The sequence below is a fragment of the Laceyella sacchari genome, assembly GCF_024927925.1.
Lineage (GTDB): Bacteria > Bacillota > Bacilli > Thermoactinomycetales > Thermoactinomycetaceae > Laceyella > Laceyella sacchari.
This window is the reverse complement of record NZ_CP103866.1, coordinates 2035001-2054143: the sequence shown is the minus strand read 5'-3', so window position 1 is coordinate 2054143 and position 19143 is coordinate 2035001. Positions and strand designations below refer to the sequence as shown.

The window sequence follows — 19143 nt, the reverse complement described above, 5'->3', positions numbered from 1 at the left end:
ATGGTTGAAACGGATTGCCGATTTCATCCCCACTATGCCACAACACTGGATGTTGAATAGAATCCCTTTGTTACTTATTTTTAACATTTAGCCTATTCGTTCGTTTACTTATTATTAGTGAAATATTATATTGGAAAGAGAAACAATCATATACAAAATCATGAAATACTCTGCTTTGCTACTCTTCATTGTAGATCCATAAATAGATTTAATCCACAAATAATCAGATTTGTTGTAATTGGGTATGAGGTGGTGAGTGCTGGTTCAAAGCCCGTTCCAAATCAAATACACGAGCAACCATAAAGATAGGAGGGGATAAGATGGAACAAAAGCTGATTCGCTTAAAAGATCGATTGAGTGATCTGAGCCGGAGAAATCGTTCTCTGAGGCTACTTAGGTTACAAAGTAAATGGGTCTTCGATCTAACGGCGTTAGACCAAGAGAAGGCACCACGCTCAAAACAGATTTTAGATCAGGTGATAACAGGTAAAAAGAAAATGGTGCTTACTCACTCATCTTTAACTGAAAAACAGTTACAAACCGTAGCACATAGTTTAACCCATCTTAATCGCAATATGAAGGCAATTGAAGAAGAAACGGGATTGTATGATTTATACATAGGTTATCCTTTTTTATCGGGTAACTTGAGGGACGGTTCTTTTATTCAAGCCCCATTGTATTTATATCCGGTTCGTTTAGAACGAAAGGATCGAAGTAATTTACATTGGGAATTGCACGCTTTCCCGGATTCTGAGCCACAATTAAATCGCACACTCTTTTTAGGACTCAGACGTTTTCATCAAGCTACATTTGAAGAGAGTATGTTTGAAGATAGTGCGCAGTTGAAGATGGTTGATAAAGCGAACTTGTCCTCATGGGCAGAATGGTTAAGTCAGTTTAACATCCATGTAACCTGTGCTGAAGAAGGATTGAAACCACTTCAAACGTATCGCAGAGAAACCCTTCCTCAAGGTCAGCCACTCAAGCTTGAGCCTTATGCAATATTAGGCAGTTTCCCACAAGGTAATACGGCGTTGATCCGGGATTATGATGAATTGATTGCCTTATCGACAAAACAACAACCATTACCCTTTATACAAGAGCTCATTCATTCTAATGAAGATCATACCTACGATCCTATGCCGGATTCCCAACCGGAGGAGCTGATTGAGGTTCAAGAGATGCAACCAACAAAAGAAGAGGAACAATTCTTTATCTTGCCAACGGATTTTTCTCAAGAAACGATTCTTCATAGAGCGCGTACCACAAAAGGATTAGTGGTGCATGGTCCTCCGGGAACGGGTAAATCTCAAGTCATTGTAAACTTAATTACTGATGCGTTAGCCAATGGGAAAAAAGTGCTTGTCGTCTGTCAGAAGAGAGCCGCTCTGGATGTTGTATACCAACGGTTAGATAGTATCGATTTGACTTCCTATGTAGCCTTAATTCATGACGAAAAACAGGACCGGAGCGGATTATATCAAAAAATCAATAAGCTCATTCCCGAAACTGTTACTCACATTCAAGGAAAAGAATCCTCCTTGCGCCATTTGTGCAAGCGAATAGAAGAGCGTGAGCAGAAGCTAAATGCCATTTGTAAAGGGCTGCATGAACGGCAATCATGTGGGTTTAGTGCATATGAACTTTATGGGCGAGCTAAGAAACAAGATGATGTTGTGCAAACCATCATGGTCTCCGACTTAGCAAAAAGTGTGCATCGAGATGGGTTAGATGATATGCTCTCAACAATCTCGAGGTATGGTTCTTATCAGCAACGTTTTGGTAAAGAAGCGTACATCTTAAGAAGAAGGAAGTCCCTAGCTAATCTTGAGCTAAGAGATCAGACTCATCTGATTGAGCAATTGGAACTTGCGTTAGAAAAAGCAGATGCTACAACCCGAAAACTGAACCAATTGGATCATGAGAAAATCACTCCTGCTTACCTATGGTTAAACAGTGATCGCTTAGCTAAAATTTACGATGATTTAGATCCGAAAGAAAAGAAGACTTTACAGAAGCTGCGGCTGTGGTGGTGGACCTCCTTTACAGGAAAAAGTTTGATTGAAGAATTATTAAATGGACAGAAGTTTAAAGGGATTTCTTCTGCAGAATGGCCCCACATTCAAGAAAGCTTGCGTTTAATGTATGAAATTGCTCAGATCACCCAATCTCTGAAACAACATATCCGCTTTTTAGAAGAGATTTTAGACGATGATTTTTTCAAACAGATACAGAAAGAACTGGCTGAAGGGAAAATTCCACAGCGTACGCTGTTACAGATCCGCGAAGCGATTTCACGTGACTTTGATGACCTCAAAGCCATGGATCGCTGTTATGCTGAGGCTACCCCCATTGTGCAAAAGCTCATCAACAGATTAAAAGAGAAGGAGTTGGGCCAGGAAGGGGAGCTTTCTGAGAAGTGGGTAGATACCGTCAAACAATCCTTTTATCTATTTTGGATTGATGAAATTGAACGGAAACATCCCTGTCTAAGTTACGTATCAACGGGTGAGTATCAGCAAATTCGGGAAGAATTCGGCAAACTTCTTCTTGAAAAAAAGAAGTTAGCCTTACATGTTCTTCAAGAACGCATGGTCACTAAGATTAACCAAACATTGCAAAGTCATGTAAAAGCCTTTCGAGAGCTACGGCATCAAACAGGAAAACAACGTCAGATTTGGCCTGTGCGTCGATTAGTCAAACATTTTGCTGAGAAAGGATTATTAGACCTCCTCCCTGTGTGGTTGGCTTCTCCTGAAACCGTTTCTGCTATGTTTCCTTTAAGACAGGGATTGTTTGATTTAGTTATCTTTGATGAGGCATCACAGTGTACGGTGGAAAGTGGATTGCCAGCTGTATATCGTGGAAAGCAAGTAGTCATCGCAGGGGATGAAAAGCAGTTGCAGCCATTCGAACAGTTTCGCGTCTCTTTGTATGATGAAGACGAAGATGAAATGGATTATGAAATGGAAGAGTCAAAAAGCTTGCTAAATCTAGCTAAACGGATATATCCTGTGCGGATGCTTCAGTATCATTACCGTTCCAAGTTTGAGGAGTTGATCCATTTCTCCAATCATGCCTTTTATCATGGAGCGATGCAGGTTGTACCCAATGTATCTTCTCATCATTCAACGCCAGCCATTCGTTGGATTAAGGTAGATGGGCATTGGATTAACCAATGTAACGAGCAGGAAGCAAGGGCGGTTGTTGATCAGCTTAAACAGCAATTGGAAAAGCATCCTGATCAAACCGTGGGGATTATCACATTTAATGTGAAACAACAAGATAAGATTTTGCAGTTGATCGAGCATCGAACCAAGGAGGATCCCCACTTTTCCGCTTTATATGAAGAAGTGATGAAGAGGGAGTTGGATGAACGCATCTTTGTTAAAAACATCGAAAACGTACAAGGGGATGAGCGGGATGTTATCATCTTCTCTGTTGGCTATGCCCCTAATGAAGAAGGAAGAATTTATAACCGATTTGGTCTTCTCAATATACAGGGGGGAGAGAATCGATTAAATGTAGCAATTACAAGGGCGAAAGAGAAAATTCTTGTGGTTGCAAGTATTGACCCGCATGAACTAAATGTAGCTGGAACGAAACATGAAGGGCCTAAACTGTTCCGGCATTATCTGGAATACGCCAAGGCTGTTTCTGAAGGGAATAAAGAGCAAGTCCTGAGTATATTACATCGAATTAATCCCCAGTCAGAAACCAAAAAGCAGTATCATGATGACCAGTTTGACTCTCCGTTTGAAGTGGAAGTATGCAATTATTTACGAAGCATTGGCTATGAAGTTGATACACAGATTGGAGTCTCGGGATATCGGATAGATCTTGGAATTGTTCATCCAAAAGATCCAGGTCGCTATATCTTGGGAGTTGAATGTGATGGAGAGACCTATCATCGCTCGCCGCACGCAAAAGAGCGTGACTTATACCGGCAAGAATTCCTAGAGTCAAGAGGGTGGAACATTCAACGGATTTGGAGTCGAAATTGGTGGAGAAATCCGGGGATAGAAATAGAGAAGATCGATAGAAAGGTAAAAGAACTATTGGAGAAAGAGGAGCATAAAAAGAAGGTGACTTTGTCTTCAACCTAGGAAGTAACCATATATCCATGAGCAAGTACACTGAAAAAAGGATGAGATGATGTCCATCAAATTTGTCAAGGCAAGGGGTGAACACCCCTTGTTTTTTTACAGATGGATAGACACAATTTATAATGGTAGGCTTTATCATCGTATTAATCGCCGAGATAATTATGTTCGAGTAGGTCGTGTTACAATTTATATGAGCTGTAGTGGCATCGCCTATTGCCAAACAGATGGGTATCTGCGTGCTCACGATGGAACACTGAAATATAAGTGGGAGCAAAGCATTCGACAAAGATTGCCTCGTATTGATTGCCCTATATCTCTTTTGTAATTCATGTGGTTTTGACTCGTGAAAAAAAGGGTTGCATTTGTATTTCAGTCATGATATATTATTCCTTGTCGCCGCGATGCGGTGATAACAAAGAGAGACGCACCTTGAAAATTAGATATGGAATAAAGCAACGAGGTTAAGAAGGAGATCCTTCTTAGATCGTCGATGTTGCAAATCACCGAGGAGATACCGAGCGGCATAGCAATATGCCGGATAAACCTGGTAGGTTAAGCTACTAAGGGCACACGGTGGATGCCTTGGCGCTAGGAGCCGATGAAGGACGGGACGAACTCCGATAAGCTTCGGGGAGCTGTAAGTAAGCTTTGATCCGGAGATTTCCGAATGGGGCAACCCACCAGCTTGAAGAGCTGGTACCGCCACCTGAATCCATAGGGTGGTCGGGGGCAGACCAGGGGAACTGAAACATCTAAGTACCCTGAGGAAGAGAAAGCAAACGCGATTCCCTGAGTAGCGGCGAGCGAAACGGGAACAGCCCAAACCGATGGCACAAGGCCATCGGGGTTGTAGGACGTCTCACACGGAGTCACAAAGGGAGCGAATAGGTGAACTGGTCCTGGAAAGGCCGGCAATATAAGGTAACAGCCCTGTAACCGAAATTCGTTCCCCTCCGAGACGGATCCTGAGTACCGCGGGACACGTGAAACCCCGTGGGAAGCTGGGAGGACCACCTCCCAAGGCTAAATACTCCCTAGCGACCGATAGTGAACCAGTACCGTGAGGGAAAGGTGAAAAGCACCCCGGGAGGGGAGTGAAAGAGAACCTGAAACCGTGTGCTTACAACCAGTCGGAGTCCCCTTGAGGGATGACGGCGTGCCTTTTGTAGAATGAACCGGCGAGTAACGGTTGCGTGCAAGGTTAAGGTGAAAAGCTGGAGCCGCAGCGAAAGCGAGTCTGAACAGGGCGCTTCAGTACGTAGTCGTTGACCCGAAACCGGGTGATCTACCCATGTCCAGGATGAAGTTCCGGTAACACGGAATGGAGGTCCGAACCTGTTGGTGTTGAAAAACCATAGGATGAGGTGTGGGTAGGGGTGAAATGCCAATCGAACCCGGAGATAGCTGGTTCTCCCCGAAATAGCTTTAGGGCTAGCCTCGGATCAAGAGTCATGGAGGTAGAGCACTGATTGGGCTAGGGGCCCCCACAGGGTTACCGAACTCAGTTAAACTCCGAATGCCATCGACTCATGTCCGGGAGTCAGACTGCGAGTGCTAAGATCCGTAGTCAAGAGGGAAACAGCCCAGACCACCAGCTAAGGTCCCCAAGTAATCGTTAAGTGGCAAAGGATGTGGAGTTGCCCAGACAACCAGGATGTTGGCTTAGAAGCAGCCACCATTCAAAGAGTGCGTAATAGCTCACTGGTCAAGTGACTCTGCGCCGAAAATGTAACGGGGCTAAACGATTCACCGAAGCTGTGGATGCCGCCACATTCACTCTGTCTTTCATGATCGTCGGCGAAGGACATTTGCCGAAAACATCTTTTCGGCTAAATGCCATAGCGAAACGATGTGTGGAAGCTGGAGTGAATGCGGTGGCATGGTAGGGGAGCGTTCCAAGCAGCAGCGAAGCTGCTTCGTGAGAAGTGGTGGAGCGCTTGGAAGTGAGAATGCCGGTATGAGTAGCGAAAAGAGGGGTGAGAATCCCCTCCACCGTAAGCCTAAGGTTTCCTGAGGAAGGTTCGTCCGCTCAGGGTTAGTCGGGACCTAAGCTGAGGCCGAAAGGCGTAGGCGATGGACAACAGGTTGATATTCCTGTACCACCTATTTTCGTTTGTACGATGGGGGGACGCAGGAGGGTAGGGAATCGCGCGACTGGAAGTGCGCGTCCAAGCAGTGAGGCCGAAAGGATAGGCAAATCCGTCCTTTCTACAGGCTGGGCTGTGACGGCGAGGGAAATTATCAGTACCGAAGTTCCTGATCTCACACTGCCAAGAAAAGCCTCTAGGAGAAAATAGGTGCCCGTACCGCAAACCGACACAGGTAGGCGAGGAGAGAATCCTAAGGTGCTCGGGAAAACTCTCGTTAAGGAACTCGGCAAAATGACCCCGTAACTTCGGGAGAAGGGGTGCCCCGGTAGGGTGAAAGCCCGAGGGGGCCGCAGTGAAGAGGTCCAGGCGACTGTTTAGCAAAAACACAGGTCTCTGCTAAGCCGCAAGGCGATGTATAGGGGCTGACGCCTGCCCGGTGCTGGAAGGTTAAGGGGAAGGGTTAGCGCAAGCGAAGCTCTGAACCGAAGCCCCAGTAAACGGCGGCCGTAACTATAACGGTCCTAAGGTAGCGAAATTCCTTGTCGGGTAAGTTCCGACCCGCACGAAAGGCGTAACGATCTGGACGCTGTCTCAACGAGAGACCCGGTGAAATTGTACTGCCAGTGAAGATGCTGGCTACCCGCGACAAGACGGAAAGACCCCGTGGAGCTTTACTGTAGCCTGATATTGAATCTAGGTACGACTTGTACAGGATAGGTGGGAGTCTGAGAAGCCGGAGCGCCAGCTTCGGTGGAGACGCCGGTGGGATACCACTCTGGTCGTATCGGGGTTCTAACTCGCCGCCGTCACCCGGCGGGAGGACCGTGTCAGGTGGGCAGTTTGACTGGGGCGGTCGCCTCCTAAAAAGTAACGGAGGCGCTCTAAGGTTCCCTCAGCGCGGTCGGAAATCGCGCTCCAGAGTGCAAAGGCAGAAGGGAGCTTGACTGCGAGACCTACAAGTCGAGCAGGGACGAAAGTCGGACTTAGTGATCCGGTGGTTCCGAGTGGAAGGGCCATCGCTCAACGGATAAAAGCTACCCCGGGGATAACAGGCTTATCTCCCCCAAGAGTCCACATCGACGGGGAGGTTTGGCACCTCGATGTCGGCTCATCGCATCCTGGGGCTGTAGTAGGTCCCAAGGGTTGGGCTGTTCGCCCATTAAAGCGGTACGCGAGCTGGGTTCAGAACGTCGTGAGACAGTTCGGTCCCTATCTGTCGTGGGCGTAGGAAATTTGAGAGGAGCTGTCCTTAGTACGAGAGGACCGGGATGGACGCACCTCTGGTGTACCAGTTGTTCCGCCAGGAGCACCGCTGGGTAGCCAAGTGCGGACGGGATAAGCGCTGAAAGCATCTAAGCGCGAAGCCCCCCCTCAAGATGAGATTTCCCATTCCCCTGTGGAAGTAAGACCCCTTGTAGATGACGAGGTTGATCGGTCCGGGGTGTAAGCGCAGCAATGCGTTTAGCTGACGGATACGAATCGGTCGAGGGCTTATCCTACTTCATCTCTTCATCTTGCAACACGCTTTATTCCATTCTAATTTTGAAGGTGTGGTAAGGTTTGCATCATATCTGAGCAACACCTGATTACAATGAAAACATGTGCCCTTAGCTCAGCTGGATAGAGCGTTTGACTACGGATCAAAAGGTCGGGAGTTCGAATCTTCCAGGGCACGCCAATATTGCCTGGTGATGATGGCGGAGGGGATCCACCCGTTCCCATACCGAACACGGAAGTTAAGCCCTCCAGCGCCGATGGTACTTGGGCTTAAGCCCTGGGAGAGTAGGTCGTTGCCAGGCATATCCCATCTTTTGATGGGAACGGCGCGGGGTGGAGCAGTCTGGTAGCTCGTCGGGCTCATAACCCGAAGGTCGCAGGTTCAAATCCTGTCCCCGCAACCAAAAGCAAAAAAGACACCTTTCATCAATGAAAGGTGTCTTTTTTATATTTTATAGGATGAAGATAGGAAAATCTAAATCGGATACAAAACACAGACGAAAAATCGGTTTGGATTCAATGTGTTGACAAATCTATGGTGCACACTCCTGAACGGTTTTGTACACTCCAGTTTTTTTCCTGTGGTATAGTGAATAGTGTTCGAAACCGGAACGGAAAGGATATGAAACATGGATGCGATTCTAGCAGAAAAACCGGATCAAGCGCGGAAATTGGCTTCTCCGTTTGCGCATAAAAAGGAAAAGACACGAATAACCATTGCACCATGTCCTGAATTTCCGCGTGGAGCGATAATTGTGTGGGCGATTGGGCATCTTTGCGAATTAGCTGAGCCGGAAAAGTATGACCCAGCCTGGAAAAAATGGCGATTAGACACCCTTCCCATCATTCCTGACCAATTCAAGCACCAAGTGATCAAACAAAAGGCGGGGCACTTCAAATTGGTGAAAGACGTGTTGAACCAAGCAGACACCATTATCATCGCAACGGACCCAGCCCGTGAAGGCGAATATATCGCCCGGATCATCATCCAAATGGCTGGGGCTTCCCGAAAAAAAATCAAACGCTGGTGGTGTAGTTCGTTGACGGAGCAAGCAATTAAAGAGGCATTTGGCCGGCTCCGTTCTGACAGCGAAACAAAGCCTTATTTTGAAGAAGCGTTGGCTCGATCATACAGCGATTGGTTGGTGGGCATCAATACGAGTCGGGTGTATACATTATTGATGCAACAAAAAGGAATCAGAGAGGTTTTTTCAACGGGCAGGGTGCAAACTCCCTTATTATGCCTGATCCGCCGGCGTGAAGAGGAGATAGAGCGCTTCAAGCAGGAGCCTTTTTGGGAGATTGTCGCCGTTTTTGATGCGGATGGAGAGAAGTACAAAGGAAAATTAGAAGTGCGTTTTTTTGATAAAAAACAGGCAGAGCGTTTGCTGGAACAAATGAGGGACAAGCCTGGCGTAGTGGGAAAAATCGAAACCAAGCTGAAAAAAATAAGCCCGCCTTTGTTGCATAGCTTAAGCACCCTTCAAGCTAAAATGAACCGCATGTATAAGTTGGCGCCGTCCAAAGTGTTGCAATTGGTCCAATCCTTGTATGAAAAAGGGTATGTTTCTTATCCCCGAACAGATAGCCAGCATGTGACTGCTGCCGAGGCCAAGGCATTTCCGAAGATCTTACGTTTGCTCACCTCCCATTACAATATCGCGGACGACTTGCGAGACGTCAGCCGAAACAAGCGAGTGGTCGATCCGAAAAAGGTGTCAGATCATCATGCGATTATACCGACGGAGCAAGTTCCCACCCTCACCAAGCTGACACCAGATGAGCGGAAAATTTATGATGAGTTGGCGCGGAGTTTGATTGCCGTCCATTATCCTGATCATGAATTTTTGCAGACGACAGTATTGACCATGATTGACAAGCATGCCTTCAAAACGGTCGGCAAAAAAGTGGTGAAGATCGGATGGAAAGCGGTATTTCAACATGAGCAAGAGCAGGGAGATGAGGGGAATCAACCGCTTCCTACTTTGCGGGAGGGTCAGATAGTCGAGCCGGAAGTGGCGTTAAAAGAAGGAATGACACAACCACCTAAGCCTTATACTGAAGGCCAATTGATTACATTGATGAAAACGGCTGGAAAACACATCGAGGATGAGCAGCTATCGTCGATGAAAGGGCTTGGATTGGGAACGGAAGCAACTCGCTCTGGCATTATCCAAACTCTCAAAGATCGCAAGTATATCAAAGTGCAGAAAAATGTGGTGTCCACTACAGAGAAAGGAAAAGCCTTGGTTGCGGCCGTTGCGGACACGATTTTGGGGAAAGCGGATTTGACTGCAAAGTGGGAACAGTATTTGCATGCGATTGGCCGTGGGGAAAAAGCGGCTGCTCCATTCATCGAAAAATCAAAAGAGTTGGCTAAACATTTGGTTGCTGATGCAATCAAACGCGCTGAAGGATGGGAAGTAGCTGCGGCGATCCAGGAAAAAACGAAAACAAGTGGACGGAAGGGGTCTGCGCAGGAGTCCGTGGGGTCATGTCCGTTATGCGGGCAAGCGGTGGTTGACCGGAAAAAGTTTTATGGTTGTCAGGGTTATCAAACTGGATGCAAATTCACCCTTCCCAAAACGTTGTTGGGAAAAAAGCTGAGTTCGGCGGTTGTGAAAAAACTGTTAAGTGGAAAAGAATCAGGCATACTCAAGGGCTTTGTCTCAAAGAAAGGCAAACGGTTTGACGCCCGGTTGCGATTGGAGAACGGGAGTATCGCCTTCACTTTCCCCGAAGGTACAGCCAAAAGAGAGAAGGCTTAGTGCTTTCCGTTAGATTGAAATGTGCGGTTGCATGTCGGATGCAACCGTTTTTTGTGCAGAGAAAGCGAGAAAATGAGTTGTCTAAATATTATAATCATTATGGGGGCTTGTTTGATTATGCTTGAACCGCAATGTAACGGAGGTGCCTGATGAACGCGTTTAAAAAGCGCTTTATGGTGCTGTGCCTGCTGGTGTTGGTGATTAGTCCTGTTTGGACGGGAGCGGCTGAACCCCTTGCCGCACAGCCGCCTGCCATTCACGATTCGGCTGAAGTCTTAACGGCAAAACCGCCGGAACCGTCTCAGCAAAGTGAGCCGGAATTGCCCCAATTGATTCATGAGGAAACGGAAGAAGAGCAGATTGCGCAAGGAATTTCCCTGATGCAGTTTACTAGGTTTGACACCAATGGTTGGCTGGAAGGGGCATCGCTGACGGTGGACTTGGCCGAACCTAGTGTGAAAACGAATTTGTTGACGCCTCCCCATGTGGCGCAAAGTATGCCGCTCAGCCAGCAAATGAAAGCAACGGGCGCGATTGCAGGAGTGAACGGGGATTTTTTTGATATTGGCAATACGCAAGCGGCATTGGGGGCGGAAGTTCGGTCGGGGGAATTGCGAAAAAGTGGCGAGGACCGCTTGGCAGCGAGCGTCTCACAAGACCGGATCGGTCAAATCAGCCCCCTCGTATTGCAGGGCAAAGTGATGGCCAATGGGGAGACGACGACGTTGCATGTTATTAATGCTCCCCAGTTGCCGGCTGATCATTTGGCGATGTACACCCCGGACTGGGGTACGGCGAAGCGTACGCATCTGGTCAGCCCCGATTTTTTTGAAGTGTTGGTGGAAGACGGGAAAGTGAAAATGACTTATGCCGGCGAGGTGCACAATGAAGCATTGCATGAAGGCCAATTCATATTGAGTGGCAAAGGGGCCAGTGCGGCGTTTCTCAAAGCGTTACCGGTGGGGAGCGCGGTTGAAGTTCGTGTTGAGACCAGACCGGACTTTAGGAAACTGGCTTTTGCGATCGGAGGCGGTGCATTACTGGTGGACCAGGGGAAGGTGGTGACTAAGGATCATGGCGCAGTCCATCCCCGCACTGCAGTCGGCTTTACCAAAGACGGCAAGAAGATGATATTGGCAACCATTGATGGAAGATCGTCTCGTAGCAGAGGGATGACGTTGTTGGAATTGGCCCAATGGATGAAAGAAAAAGGGGCTTGGACGGCCTTAAACTTGGATGGCGGAGGCTCCTCCACTCTGGTTGCGCGCATGCAGGGACAGACTGGATTGAAAGTTGTCAATACACCTTCCGATGGACACGAACGCCCTGTTCCTAACGGAATAGGCGTATGGAACGACAAACGAACGGGCCAGTTGGGTGGATTTAAGATTGAATCGGGGTCTTTGCGTGTATTTTCTGGATTAACCCGCAAATTTCATGCCATGGCGTATGATACTGCTTATGCTCCTCTTCAAACGGATCAGATTCGGATGCATTGGAGGGCTTTGCCATCTGCGCTCGGCCGTTTTGACGGGGCAGTGCTACGGGCTGCACATCCTGGCAAAGGTCGAATTTCCGTACGGAGCAGGGGGGTGGAGTCGACGGCAGAAGTGCATGTATTGGGTAAACCGGTCTCCCTGGCAATTGAACCCCGGTTGATGGGTTTAGAAAAAGGAAAAACAGCAACTTTTTTGGTGACAGGAAAAGATGCGTCTGGCTATCAGACTTATGTGGAGCCAGAGGATGTCCAATTGAGCTATGACCGACAAATCATCGATGTGAAAGCCAATGCCGACGGCAGTTTGACGGTAGTGCCGCAAGTGGAGCAAGGGGTGACGCGCATTACGGCTCGGGTTGGCAATTTGCAGGCGGTTGCCGGAGTTTCCATCGGTTGGGAACAACAACGCATAGAAACATTTGAAGATGCCTCGAGACCATGGACTTTTGCCAAAGCGCCTGCTGAAACAACGGGTGAGTTGCAGTATGTGGATGACGCAGAGCGAAAAAGCAAAGCGCTAAAATTGACTTATGATTTTACCAAGTCCACCAAGACGCGGGCTGTGTACGCCTTGCCGCCAACGGGGCTGATGCCACTACCGGGGGAAGTGAAAAAAATCGGTGTCCATGTGCGTGGAGATGGAGGCAACGGGCATTGGCTACGAACGCGGATCAAGGATGCAGCGGGAGTATACCATACATTGGATTTGGCGGCGGAGGTAAATTGGCATGGTTGGAGATATGTAGAAACAGATGTGCCAGCAGGGGTGCAATATCCGATTCAATTAAATCAGATTTATTTGGTTGAACCGGATGCCAAAAAGCAGGACAAAGGGGACATCTTGTTGGACGACGTGATCGTGTATGTGTCTGCACCCTTGCATCTTCCTGATGAACCGGTGCAACCGCATCCCATGGTATTGCAACAAGAAACCATGCCACAATCCGGTTGGCGGTTCGCTGTGTTGAACGACTTGCATATTGTAAGCGCGGATCCTGACAGCAAAGAGGTAAAACACACGGTGCAGGTGTTGCGAGATCTTTCGCGTGAGGACGTTGATTTTGTCATCTTTAACGGGGATTTGGTGGATGATGCTTCCCTTGAAAATGTTACCTTTGTCAAGACATTGATCGAGCAAAACCTGGATAAACCGTATTATGTGACACCTGGCAATCACGAAACGTATGGCACGGGCAATCTGGATCTTTTTGTACAGGTTTTTGGCTCGAAGGCAGCGTTGCATCATTTTGACCACAAAGGCGTGCGCTTTATTTTGAGCAATACTGCGCTGGGTGGTTGGCGGGTGAGCGATGATGCTCAGTGGCGCCAGTTGGATGCTTGGCTGGAACAAGGAAAGCGAGATCGAAAAGTGCGGCAACTCGTTTTTTTGGCGCATAATCCTCTCAACGATCCCAACCCGTCCAAGACATCACAAATATCCGATGCAAGGGAGGCGGGATTGTTGCAGAAGAAGCTGACCGACTTTTCCGAACGAAGTGGCAAGCCGGTCATCATGATTGCGGCACATGCGCATGTCCATCACTGGACGCAACGTGACGGGGTTGCCTATGCGGTGGTGGGACCCGTCGGTAAGCGAGTGTATGGTTCTCCGGATCGGGGTGGATTTTACGGGTATGGTGTATTCAGCATTAACGGGGAGAAAAAAGGGAACGTTGACAAGCGACCGTGGCTGGTGGCTGATGTGCGACCGATCCTTGAGGATATCGCGTTGGAGCGGACGGAGTTTTCTGTGAATGAAACGGCTGAGGTGAAAGTGTCAGGTTTGCAAACAGGTGGTTGGAGCTTTCCGCTCTCCTATCCGGCGACTGTGCGGTATCGAGGAGAGAATGGTTTGACCGTCACGCGTTTGGATCAAGCGAAGGGTTCCAGCATCGCCGTGTTTGATCCTGTCACCCATTTGCTTCGTTTCAAACGGCCAGGGAAGGTAGTTTTAGCAGTTCAGAGTGGAGGTATCAGCAAGCGGTTTGTATTGGTTGGCACTCGGGCCAACAGCGGTGGTAAATGAACGGAAATGGCAAAAAAGGTACGCTTCTAAATTGAAAAGGCGGGTTATTTCACCCGCCGCAAATGATTTCGTTTTCTCTTTTTTTTCTTGATGGTTTCCAGTGTATGCAGATCTTTGTAAAATTGCGCATCCCGATTGACAGTCATCGCCCGCAAGAAAAAGAGCAGCCATCTGGGCATGTCATCCATCCTCCTCTATGTTATTCATTTTTTTCACTTCCGAACTGGTTGATGGTGGAAACCATCATCTTGCTGTCGTCGAGGGTAGCTGAATCGGGTTGCTAGCTCCACTTTCCTGATGGAGCCGGCTGACTGCCGTTACGACATAGGTGTAGGGCTTTGTCGGTTGTGCCGTGTCGTCAAAGAAGATTTGTTGTGTGTTTGAAACCGTTTTGCGGATGATACCGACGATGTTGCGGGGCTGGTTTATGGTGATGGATTCCCCCTCATCAAAGCGGTAAATGACAAAATAACTTGCCTCACTGGCACGATTGGTGAACTGTAGGGTGACGCCACCATATCGGCGCGTGGCGGAGAGGAGCGAAGGCGCGGCAGGTGTCTGTCCACCTAGCCAAGGCATGACCGGAATGAGAGAGGGATAGCGGTAGAGATCTGTGCGCAAGCGGTCGGCCAAGCCCAATGGGTTTTTCAACAGATCTTTGGTGCTGAAAAAGATGCTGCCTTTTACTTCCGGGTATTGCCGATTTAATTGCAGTTGGTTAGGAATTTCTTCGGGCTTGTCCCAGTCCGCGCCGCTCCCTGCTTTGTACACGGCATGACCGATATACAAATGCGTTGCTCTACCTTTCACTTCATTGGCCCACCAGGGAACGAGCTTTTCATAAGCGGCGGCTGGAAAACCGATGTTCCAGTATATTTGGGGAGCGATGTAATCGATCCAGTCTTGGCGGATCCATGTGCGAGCATCGGCGTACAGAGAATCGTAAGCCTGAAAACCGGAGGTGTCTGATCCGCTGGGGTCTGTCGATTTGTTCCGCCAGATGCCAAATGGGCTGATGCCAAACTTCACATGGGGCTTGAGCTGTTTGATCTGCGCATTTACTTCTTTAACCAAGCGGTTGACATTGTCCCGCCGCCAATCCGCTTTGTTGGGAAAGGAGGCTTTGCCGTAAGTCAAGTAAGTTTGCTCATCGGGAAAGTCAGTGCCATCAGGATAAGGGTAAAAGTAATCGTCAAAATGGACGGCGTCGATGTCATAGTTGCGCACCACTTCTTTGATGGTGTCCACGATATGCGACCGTACTTGGGGAATCCCCGGATCATACCACAGCTTGCCGCCGTAGCTGACCACCCAATCGGGGTTTTGCCGTGCGGGATGGTTTGGCAACAAGGCGTTCAATTGGGTATCCATGCTGACGCGATAGGGGTTGAACCAAGCATGGAATTCCATGTTGCGTTTGTGGGCGGCTTGTACCATAAACGCCAAGGGATCATAATCGGGTGATACGCCTTGAGTTCCCGTCAAATACTTGGACCAAGGGTTAAGCGTGGACGGATAAAATGCGTCGGCGGTTGGCCTTACTTGAACAATGACGGCATTGATGCCCATCGCCTGTAGGCGGTCCAATAGCGTGATGAACTCGGCTTGTTGCTGATCCTTACTGAGCCCGGTTTTGGAAGGCCAATCAATGTTTAGTACTGTGGAGATCCATGCGGCACGCAATTGCCGCTTTTCTTCAATGGAAGCGCTTAACGAAGGATCCGAATTTTCTTGTGCCCGCCCTTGCAAGGGGACGGAAAAAAGAAGGAGAAGCAGGGCCAACAGGCACGAAATCAACTCTCCACGCATCCTTGATTCACTCCTCTAAAAATTCATAATGTTCTTTGTTTGTTAAATTATACCCTAGCCTGTGGGTATTTGAAAGCAGGAACCCGGGTGATCTGATCGAGCAGAGGTTTTAAAAGTGGTTGCGATGAGTTGGAAAAGTGGAGGAGGTACCTTTTTTAAAATCGCATGTCCGGCCTGTTGGCTATCCTAAAAATATTTTAATCGCCAAGGTAATTTGTCTGGTTATTCATTGTTTTATTAGTATAATCTAATTTGGAATAATAAAGAAAGAAGGCCGGGTTTGTATGTTCTTACCAAGAAAATGGGAAATGCGTTATCCTCGCAAAGTGTGGGTGCTTGGCTTTGGCATGTTTGTTTATTTGACAGGCATGTCTTTTCTATGGCCGTTGATAACGATTTATACCACGCAACAATTGGGGGGATCCATGCGGATCGCCGGGTTGGTGCTGATGGCTTACCAAGGAGCAGGTATGGTTGGTAGCTTGTTGGGTGGGATGCTTTATGACCGCTATGGGGCGAGGCGTATCATTCCCATCGGAGCGGTCGGCACGGCTGTGTTTGTATTCATCCTACCGTGGATCGAATCGATTGGGATCTTCGCTTTTATCCTTTCTCTAAGTGGAGTTTGTATCAATGTGGTTTTTCCGATTATGTATGCTTTGGTGGGAGAAAGGCGTTTAACTTATTGTACGTGAGTAGTAATTTAGGTGTGGCTCTCGGAGCGGCGATTGGCGGAATGCTTGCACAAATTTCGTTTATGTATGTCTTTTTGGCCAATGGTCTTTTGTATTTGGCTTTTTTGTGGATCGTGTTGAAGCGGTTTCCTTACCCTGATCGAGATTCAAAAGCTTTAAAGGAAATTTCATCCGCCGGATTGGCGGTTGGGAGCGGAAAGCGGCGATGGATTTCGTTATTGGTTTTATGTGTGGGCTACATGCTTTGTTGGATGGCTTATGTGCAGTGGCAATCCAACATTTCCACTTTCATGCTCACGTTGGATTACCCAACTGCATTATACAGTTTGTTGTGGACGGTGAATGGTTTAGTGATTTTATGCGCCCAACCGCTGATTACATATGTGACCAAGCGATGGTTGGTCTCTCTGCGTAGCCAATTGATAGCTGGTGTCATTCTGTTTATGCTCGCGCTGTTAGGGCTGAGTCAATTTCATCTGCCTTTTGCGTGGATGATTGTGTGGATGACACTGATGACCTTGGGTGAAATCTTGATTTGGGCAGCAGTACCGACGGCGGCAGCGGAACTGGCGCCTCCGCGCCAGTCTGGGCGCTATCAGGGGATGGTTAGTTTTGCGGTGACGGCGGGGCGAATGGTTGGCCCAGTGTTTGGCGCTATTGTGGTTGAGCGTGGAAGAGCGGAGGGAATGTTGTGGGTCATGTCCGCTATTCTGTTGATACCGATTGTCCACTTTGCCTGTTATCATCTGTTTGCCAAGGATATGCTTCATGCGCACCAGCCATCCCAGTGATTGAGGACGATGGACACGCGTCGATATGCTCATAGTGTGCAGGGCACAACAGCACGGTATTTTGAAAAAACGCATGCGAAGCAGTCACGTGCGTTTGTCTCTTCCCATATGATGAAGGGAAGTGATTTTTATGTAAAAAATTAATGGAAAATGGCGATAAAGGTATTGCGTTTTTGATTAAGTCATGTTAAAGTTATATCTTGTGAATGGCTTTTTTCAAATATGGGGCTATAGCTCAGCTGGGAGAGCACCTGCCTTGCAAGCAGGGGGTCAGCGGTTCGAATCCGCTTAGCTCCACCAATACGGAGGGATACCAAAGTGGCCAAATGGGGCGGACTGTAAATCCGCTGGCTTTGCCTTCGTAGGTTCGAATCCTACTCCCTCCACCATCATTTTACACTGGGGAATAGCCAAGTGGTAAGGCAACGGACTTTGACTCCGTGATGCGTAGGTTCGAATCCTACTTCCCCAGCCAATAGGAGCCATTAGCTCAGTTGGTAGAGCACCTGACTTTTAATCAGGGTGTCGAAGGTTCGAGTCCTTCATGGCTCACCATATTTGTGCGGTCGTGGTGGAATTGGCAGACACGCTATCTTGAGGGGGTAGTGATCCCTGATCGTGCGAGTTCGAGTCTCGCCGACCGCACCAATTTTTGCGGGTGTAGTTCAGTGGTAGAACATCGGCCTTCCAAGCCGAATGCGAGGGTTCGATTCCCTTCACCCGCTCCAGATGTTCCTCAGTAGCTCAATGGCAGAGCAACCGGCTGTTAACCGGTAGGTTGTAGGTTCGAGTCCTACCTGAGGAGCCAGTATGCTTCCTTAGCTCAGTCGGTAGAGCGCTTCCATGGTAAGGAAGAGGTCACCAGTTCGAGCCTGGTAGGAAGCTCCAGACATGGCCCGTTGGTGAAGCGGTTTAACACACTAGCCTTTCACGCTAGCATGCAGGGGTTCGAATCCCCTACGGGTCACCATTTCTTGGCGGCCGTGGCGAAGTGGTTAACGCACCGGATTGTGGCTCCGGCATTCATGGGTTCGATTCCCATCGGTCGCCCCACAACATGCGGAAGTGGCTCAGGGGTAGAGCATCGCCTTGCCAAGGCGAGGGTCGCGGGTTCGAATCCCGTCTTCCGCTCCAACTTAACAATTCATATATATGTGCCCTTAGCTCAGCTGGATAGAGCGTTTGACTACGGATCAAAAGGTCGGGAGTTCGAATCTTCCAGGGCACGCTGAAAAAACAGCAGACATCATGTCTGCTGTTTTTTGTTTTAACAACTGTTCATAGTGTGCGTGAAAGCACTAGTTACTTGAGGGTTGCATGGTGGATTTTGAAATTTTCCCTTTTTTTGTTTTTTGTAGAAGGAATAACTAATTTTCTGTTGAATTAAGTCTAAGCATAAGGAGGGATACATACATGATTAAAAACTATTTAAAATCAATTATCATGTGTATGTTGTTGTTGTTTGCATTGTCGTTTTCTTTCCCAGGAATTTCAAATGCTTCCCAAGAGGGTACCACTCTTGAGATGAAAGCAGAAGCGCTGAAGAGTGCCAATTTTTTGACTGTGTTGCGGTTTGATAATGATTGCACCTCTTTGTATATGGATGCAAAAGTTAATCCGTTTATGGATCAGCTCGGTGATGTGCCAAAAGGAACAAATTATGATGTGGTCTACCATATTTATGAGATGCCGGCTACAGACAGCTCCCTGTCCGAAGGAAAGCTGGTGTCATCAGGGAAGATTGCCAATGCCACAGACAATAAGCGGTTTTCCATCAAGGTACCTAATGCCGAGAAATCCAAAAAATACACTGCTAAATTGGAATTGCGGGCTGAAGGTACCAAATTGGGCAAAACGTTGGTG

Annotated in this window: 6 protein-coding genes, 14 tRNA genes, 2 rRNA genes and 1 pseudogene (1 of these 23 running past the window's edge); 21 read left to right on the top strand and 2 right to left on the bottom strand. The window is 48.0% G+C overall.

Annotated features, from left to right (window positions below; all coding sequences use genetic code 11):
- Nucleotides 1-320 precede the first annotated feature (320 nt).
- From NYR52_RS10030 to NYR52_RS10000, 7 genes are all read left to right on the top strand, one after another.
- Nucleotides 321-4106 (top strand): PDDEXK-like endonuclease domain-containing protein, encoded by a 3786-nt coding sequence (locus tag NYR52_RS10030; RefSeq protein ID WP_259435575.1) that lies wholly within the window; start codon nucleotides 321-323, stop codon nucleotides 4104-4106.
- Between the two features lie 550 nt (nucleotides 4107-4656).
- Nucleotides 4657-7695 (top strand): 23S ribosomal RNA (locus NYR52_RS10025).
- A 102-nt stretch (nucleotides 7696-7797) separates the two neighbouring features.
- Nucleotides 7798-7874, top strand: a tRNA-Arg gene (locus tag NYR52_RS10020).
- Between the two features lie 6 nt (nucleotides 7875-7880).
- A 5S ribosomal RNA gene (gene rrf, locus NYR52_RS10015) occupies nucleotides 7881-7995 on the top strand.
- Between the two features lie 25 nt (nucleotides 7996-8020).
- Nucleotides 8021-8097 (top strand) — tRNA-Met (locus NYR52_RS10010).
- 225 nt (nucleotides 8098-8322) lie between these two features.
- Nucleotides 8323-10461 carry a type IA DNA topoisomerase gene (locus NYR52_RS10005; RefSeq protein ID WP_259435574.1) on the top strand — a complete coding sequence of 713 codons (2139 nt, stop codon included), beginning with the start codon at nucleotides 8323-8325 and terminating at the stop codon, nucleotides 10459-10461.
- Nucleotides 10462-10610: 149 nt separating this feature from the next.
- Nucleotides 10611-13985, top strand: a complete 3375-nt coding sequence (locus NYR52_RS10000; RefSeq protein WP_259435573.1) for a phosphodiester glycosidase family protein — start codon at nucleotides 10611-10613, stop codon at nucleotides 13983-13985.
- A gap of 44 nt (nucleotides 13986-14029) precedes the next feature.
- Here the strand turns inward: NYR52_RS10000 and NYR52_RS09995 are convergent, their stop codons facing one another.
- Both NYR52_RS09995 and NYR52_RS09990 read right to left on the bottom strand, forming a co-directional pair.
- Nucleotides 14030-14164, bottom strand: coding sequence for a hypothetical protein (locus NYR52_RS09995; protein WP_259435572.1), 135 nt, complete (start codon nucleotides 14162-14164; stop codon nucleotides 14030-14032).
- A 64-nt stretch (nucleotides 14165-14228) separates the two neighbouring features.
- Nucleotides 14229-15794 carry a glycoside hydrolase family 10-like protein gene (locus NYR52_RS09990; RefSeq protein ID WP_259435571.1) on the bottom strand — a complete coding sequence of 522 codons (1566 nt, stop codon included), beginning with the start codon at nucleotides 15792-15794 and terminating at the stop codon, nucleotides 14229-14231.
- A gap of 284 nt (nucleotides 15795-16078) precedes the next feature.
- On the opposite strand from NYR52_RS09990, the pseudogene NYR52_RS09980 reads away from it, so the two are divergent.
- The 14 genes and pseudogenes from NYR52_RS09980 to NYR52_RS09915 all read left to right on the top strand — a co-directional run.
- A pseudogene (locus NYR52_RS09980) lies at nucleotides 16079-17280 on the top strand (MFS transporter).
- A 224-nt stretch (nucleotides 17281-17504) separates the two neighbouring features.
- Nucleotides 17505-17580 (top strand) — tRNA-Ala (locus NYR52_RS09975).
- A 4-nt stretch (nucleotides 17581-17584) separates the two neighbouring features.
- Nucleotides 17585-17669: transfer RNA gene (locus NYR52_RS09970), tRNA-Tyr, on the top strand.
- 11 nt (nucleotides 17670-17680) lie between these two features.
- Nucleotides 17681-17755: transfer RNA gene (locus tag NYR52_RS09965), tRNA-Gln, on the top strand.
- A gap of 4 nt (nucleotides 17756-17759) precedes the next feature.
- Nucleotides 17760-17835: transfer RNA gene (locus NYR52_RS09960), tRNA-Lys, on the top strand.
- A gap of 7 nt (nucleotides 17836-17842) precedes the next feature.
- Nucleotides 17843-17928: transfer RNA gene (locus NYR52_RS09955), tRNA-Leu, on the top strand.
- Between the two features lie 6 nt (nucleotides 17929-17934).
- Nucleotides 17935-18008: transfer RNA gene (locus NYR52_RS09950), tRNA-Gly, on the top strand.
- A 5-nt stretch (nucleotides 18009-18013) separates the two neighbouring features.
- Nucleotides 18014-18088: transfer RNA gene (locus NYR52_RS09945), tRNA-Asn, on the top strand.
- A gap of 4 nt (nucleotides 18089-18092) precedes the next feature.
- A tRNA-Thr gene (locus NYR52_RS09940) sits at nucleotides 18093-18168 on the top strand.
- Nucleotides 18169-18173: 5 nt separating this feature from the next.
- A tRNA-Glu gene (locus tag NYR52_RS09935) sits at nucleotides 18174-18250 on the top strand.
- 7 nt (nucleotides 18251-18257) lie between these two features.
- A tRNA-His gene (locus NYR52_RS09930) sits at nucleotides 18258-18333 on the top strand.
- Between the two features lie 6 nt (nucleotides 18334-18339).
- Nucleotides 18340-18414 (top strand) — tRNA-Gly (locus tag NYR52_RS09925).
- Between the two features lie 20 nt (nucleotides 18415-18434).
- Nucleotides 18435-18508: transfer RNA gene (locus tag NYR52_RS09920), tRNA-Arg, on the top strand.
- 185 nt (nucleotides 18509-18693) lie between these two features.
- Nucleotides 18694-19143, top strand: partial view of a hypothetical protein gene (locus tag NYR52_RS09915; protein ID WP_259435569.1) — the 5' portion only. 303 nt of this gene lie beyond the right edge of the window; 450 of the gene's 753 nt are visible here — the first part of the coding sequence; the start codon lies at nucleotides 18694-18696; its stop codon lies beyond the right edge, outside the window.

Bases quoted from the DNA above. Each gene is read 5' to 3' on its own strand.
- NYR52_RS10030 (WP_259435575.1), top strand. From the start codon at position 321: ATGGAACAAAAGCTGATTCGCTTAAAAGATCGATTGAGTGATCTGAGC.
- NYR52_RS10005 (WP_259435574.1), top strand. From the start codon at position 8,323: ATGGATGCGATTCTAGCAGAAAAACCGGATCAAGCGCGGAAATTGGCT.
- NYR52_RS10000 (WP_259435573.1), top strand. From the start codon at position 10,611: ATGAACGCGTTTAAAAAGCGCTTTATGGTGCTGTGCCTGCTGGTGTTG.
- NYR52_RS09995 (WP_259435572.1), bottom strand. From the start codon at position 14,164: ATGCCCAGATGGCTGCTCTTTTTCTTGCGGGCGATGACTGTCAATCGG.
- NYR52_RS09990 (WP_259435571.1), bottom strand. From the start codon at position 15,794: ATGCGTGGAGAGTTGATTTCGTGCCTGTTGGCCCTGCTTCTCCTTCTT.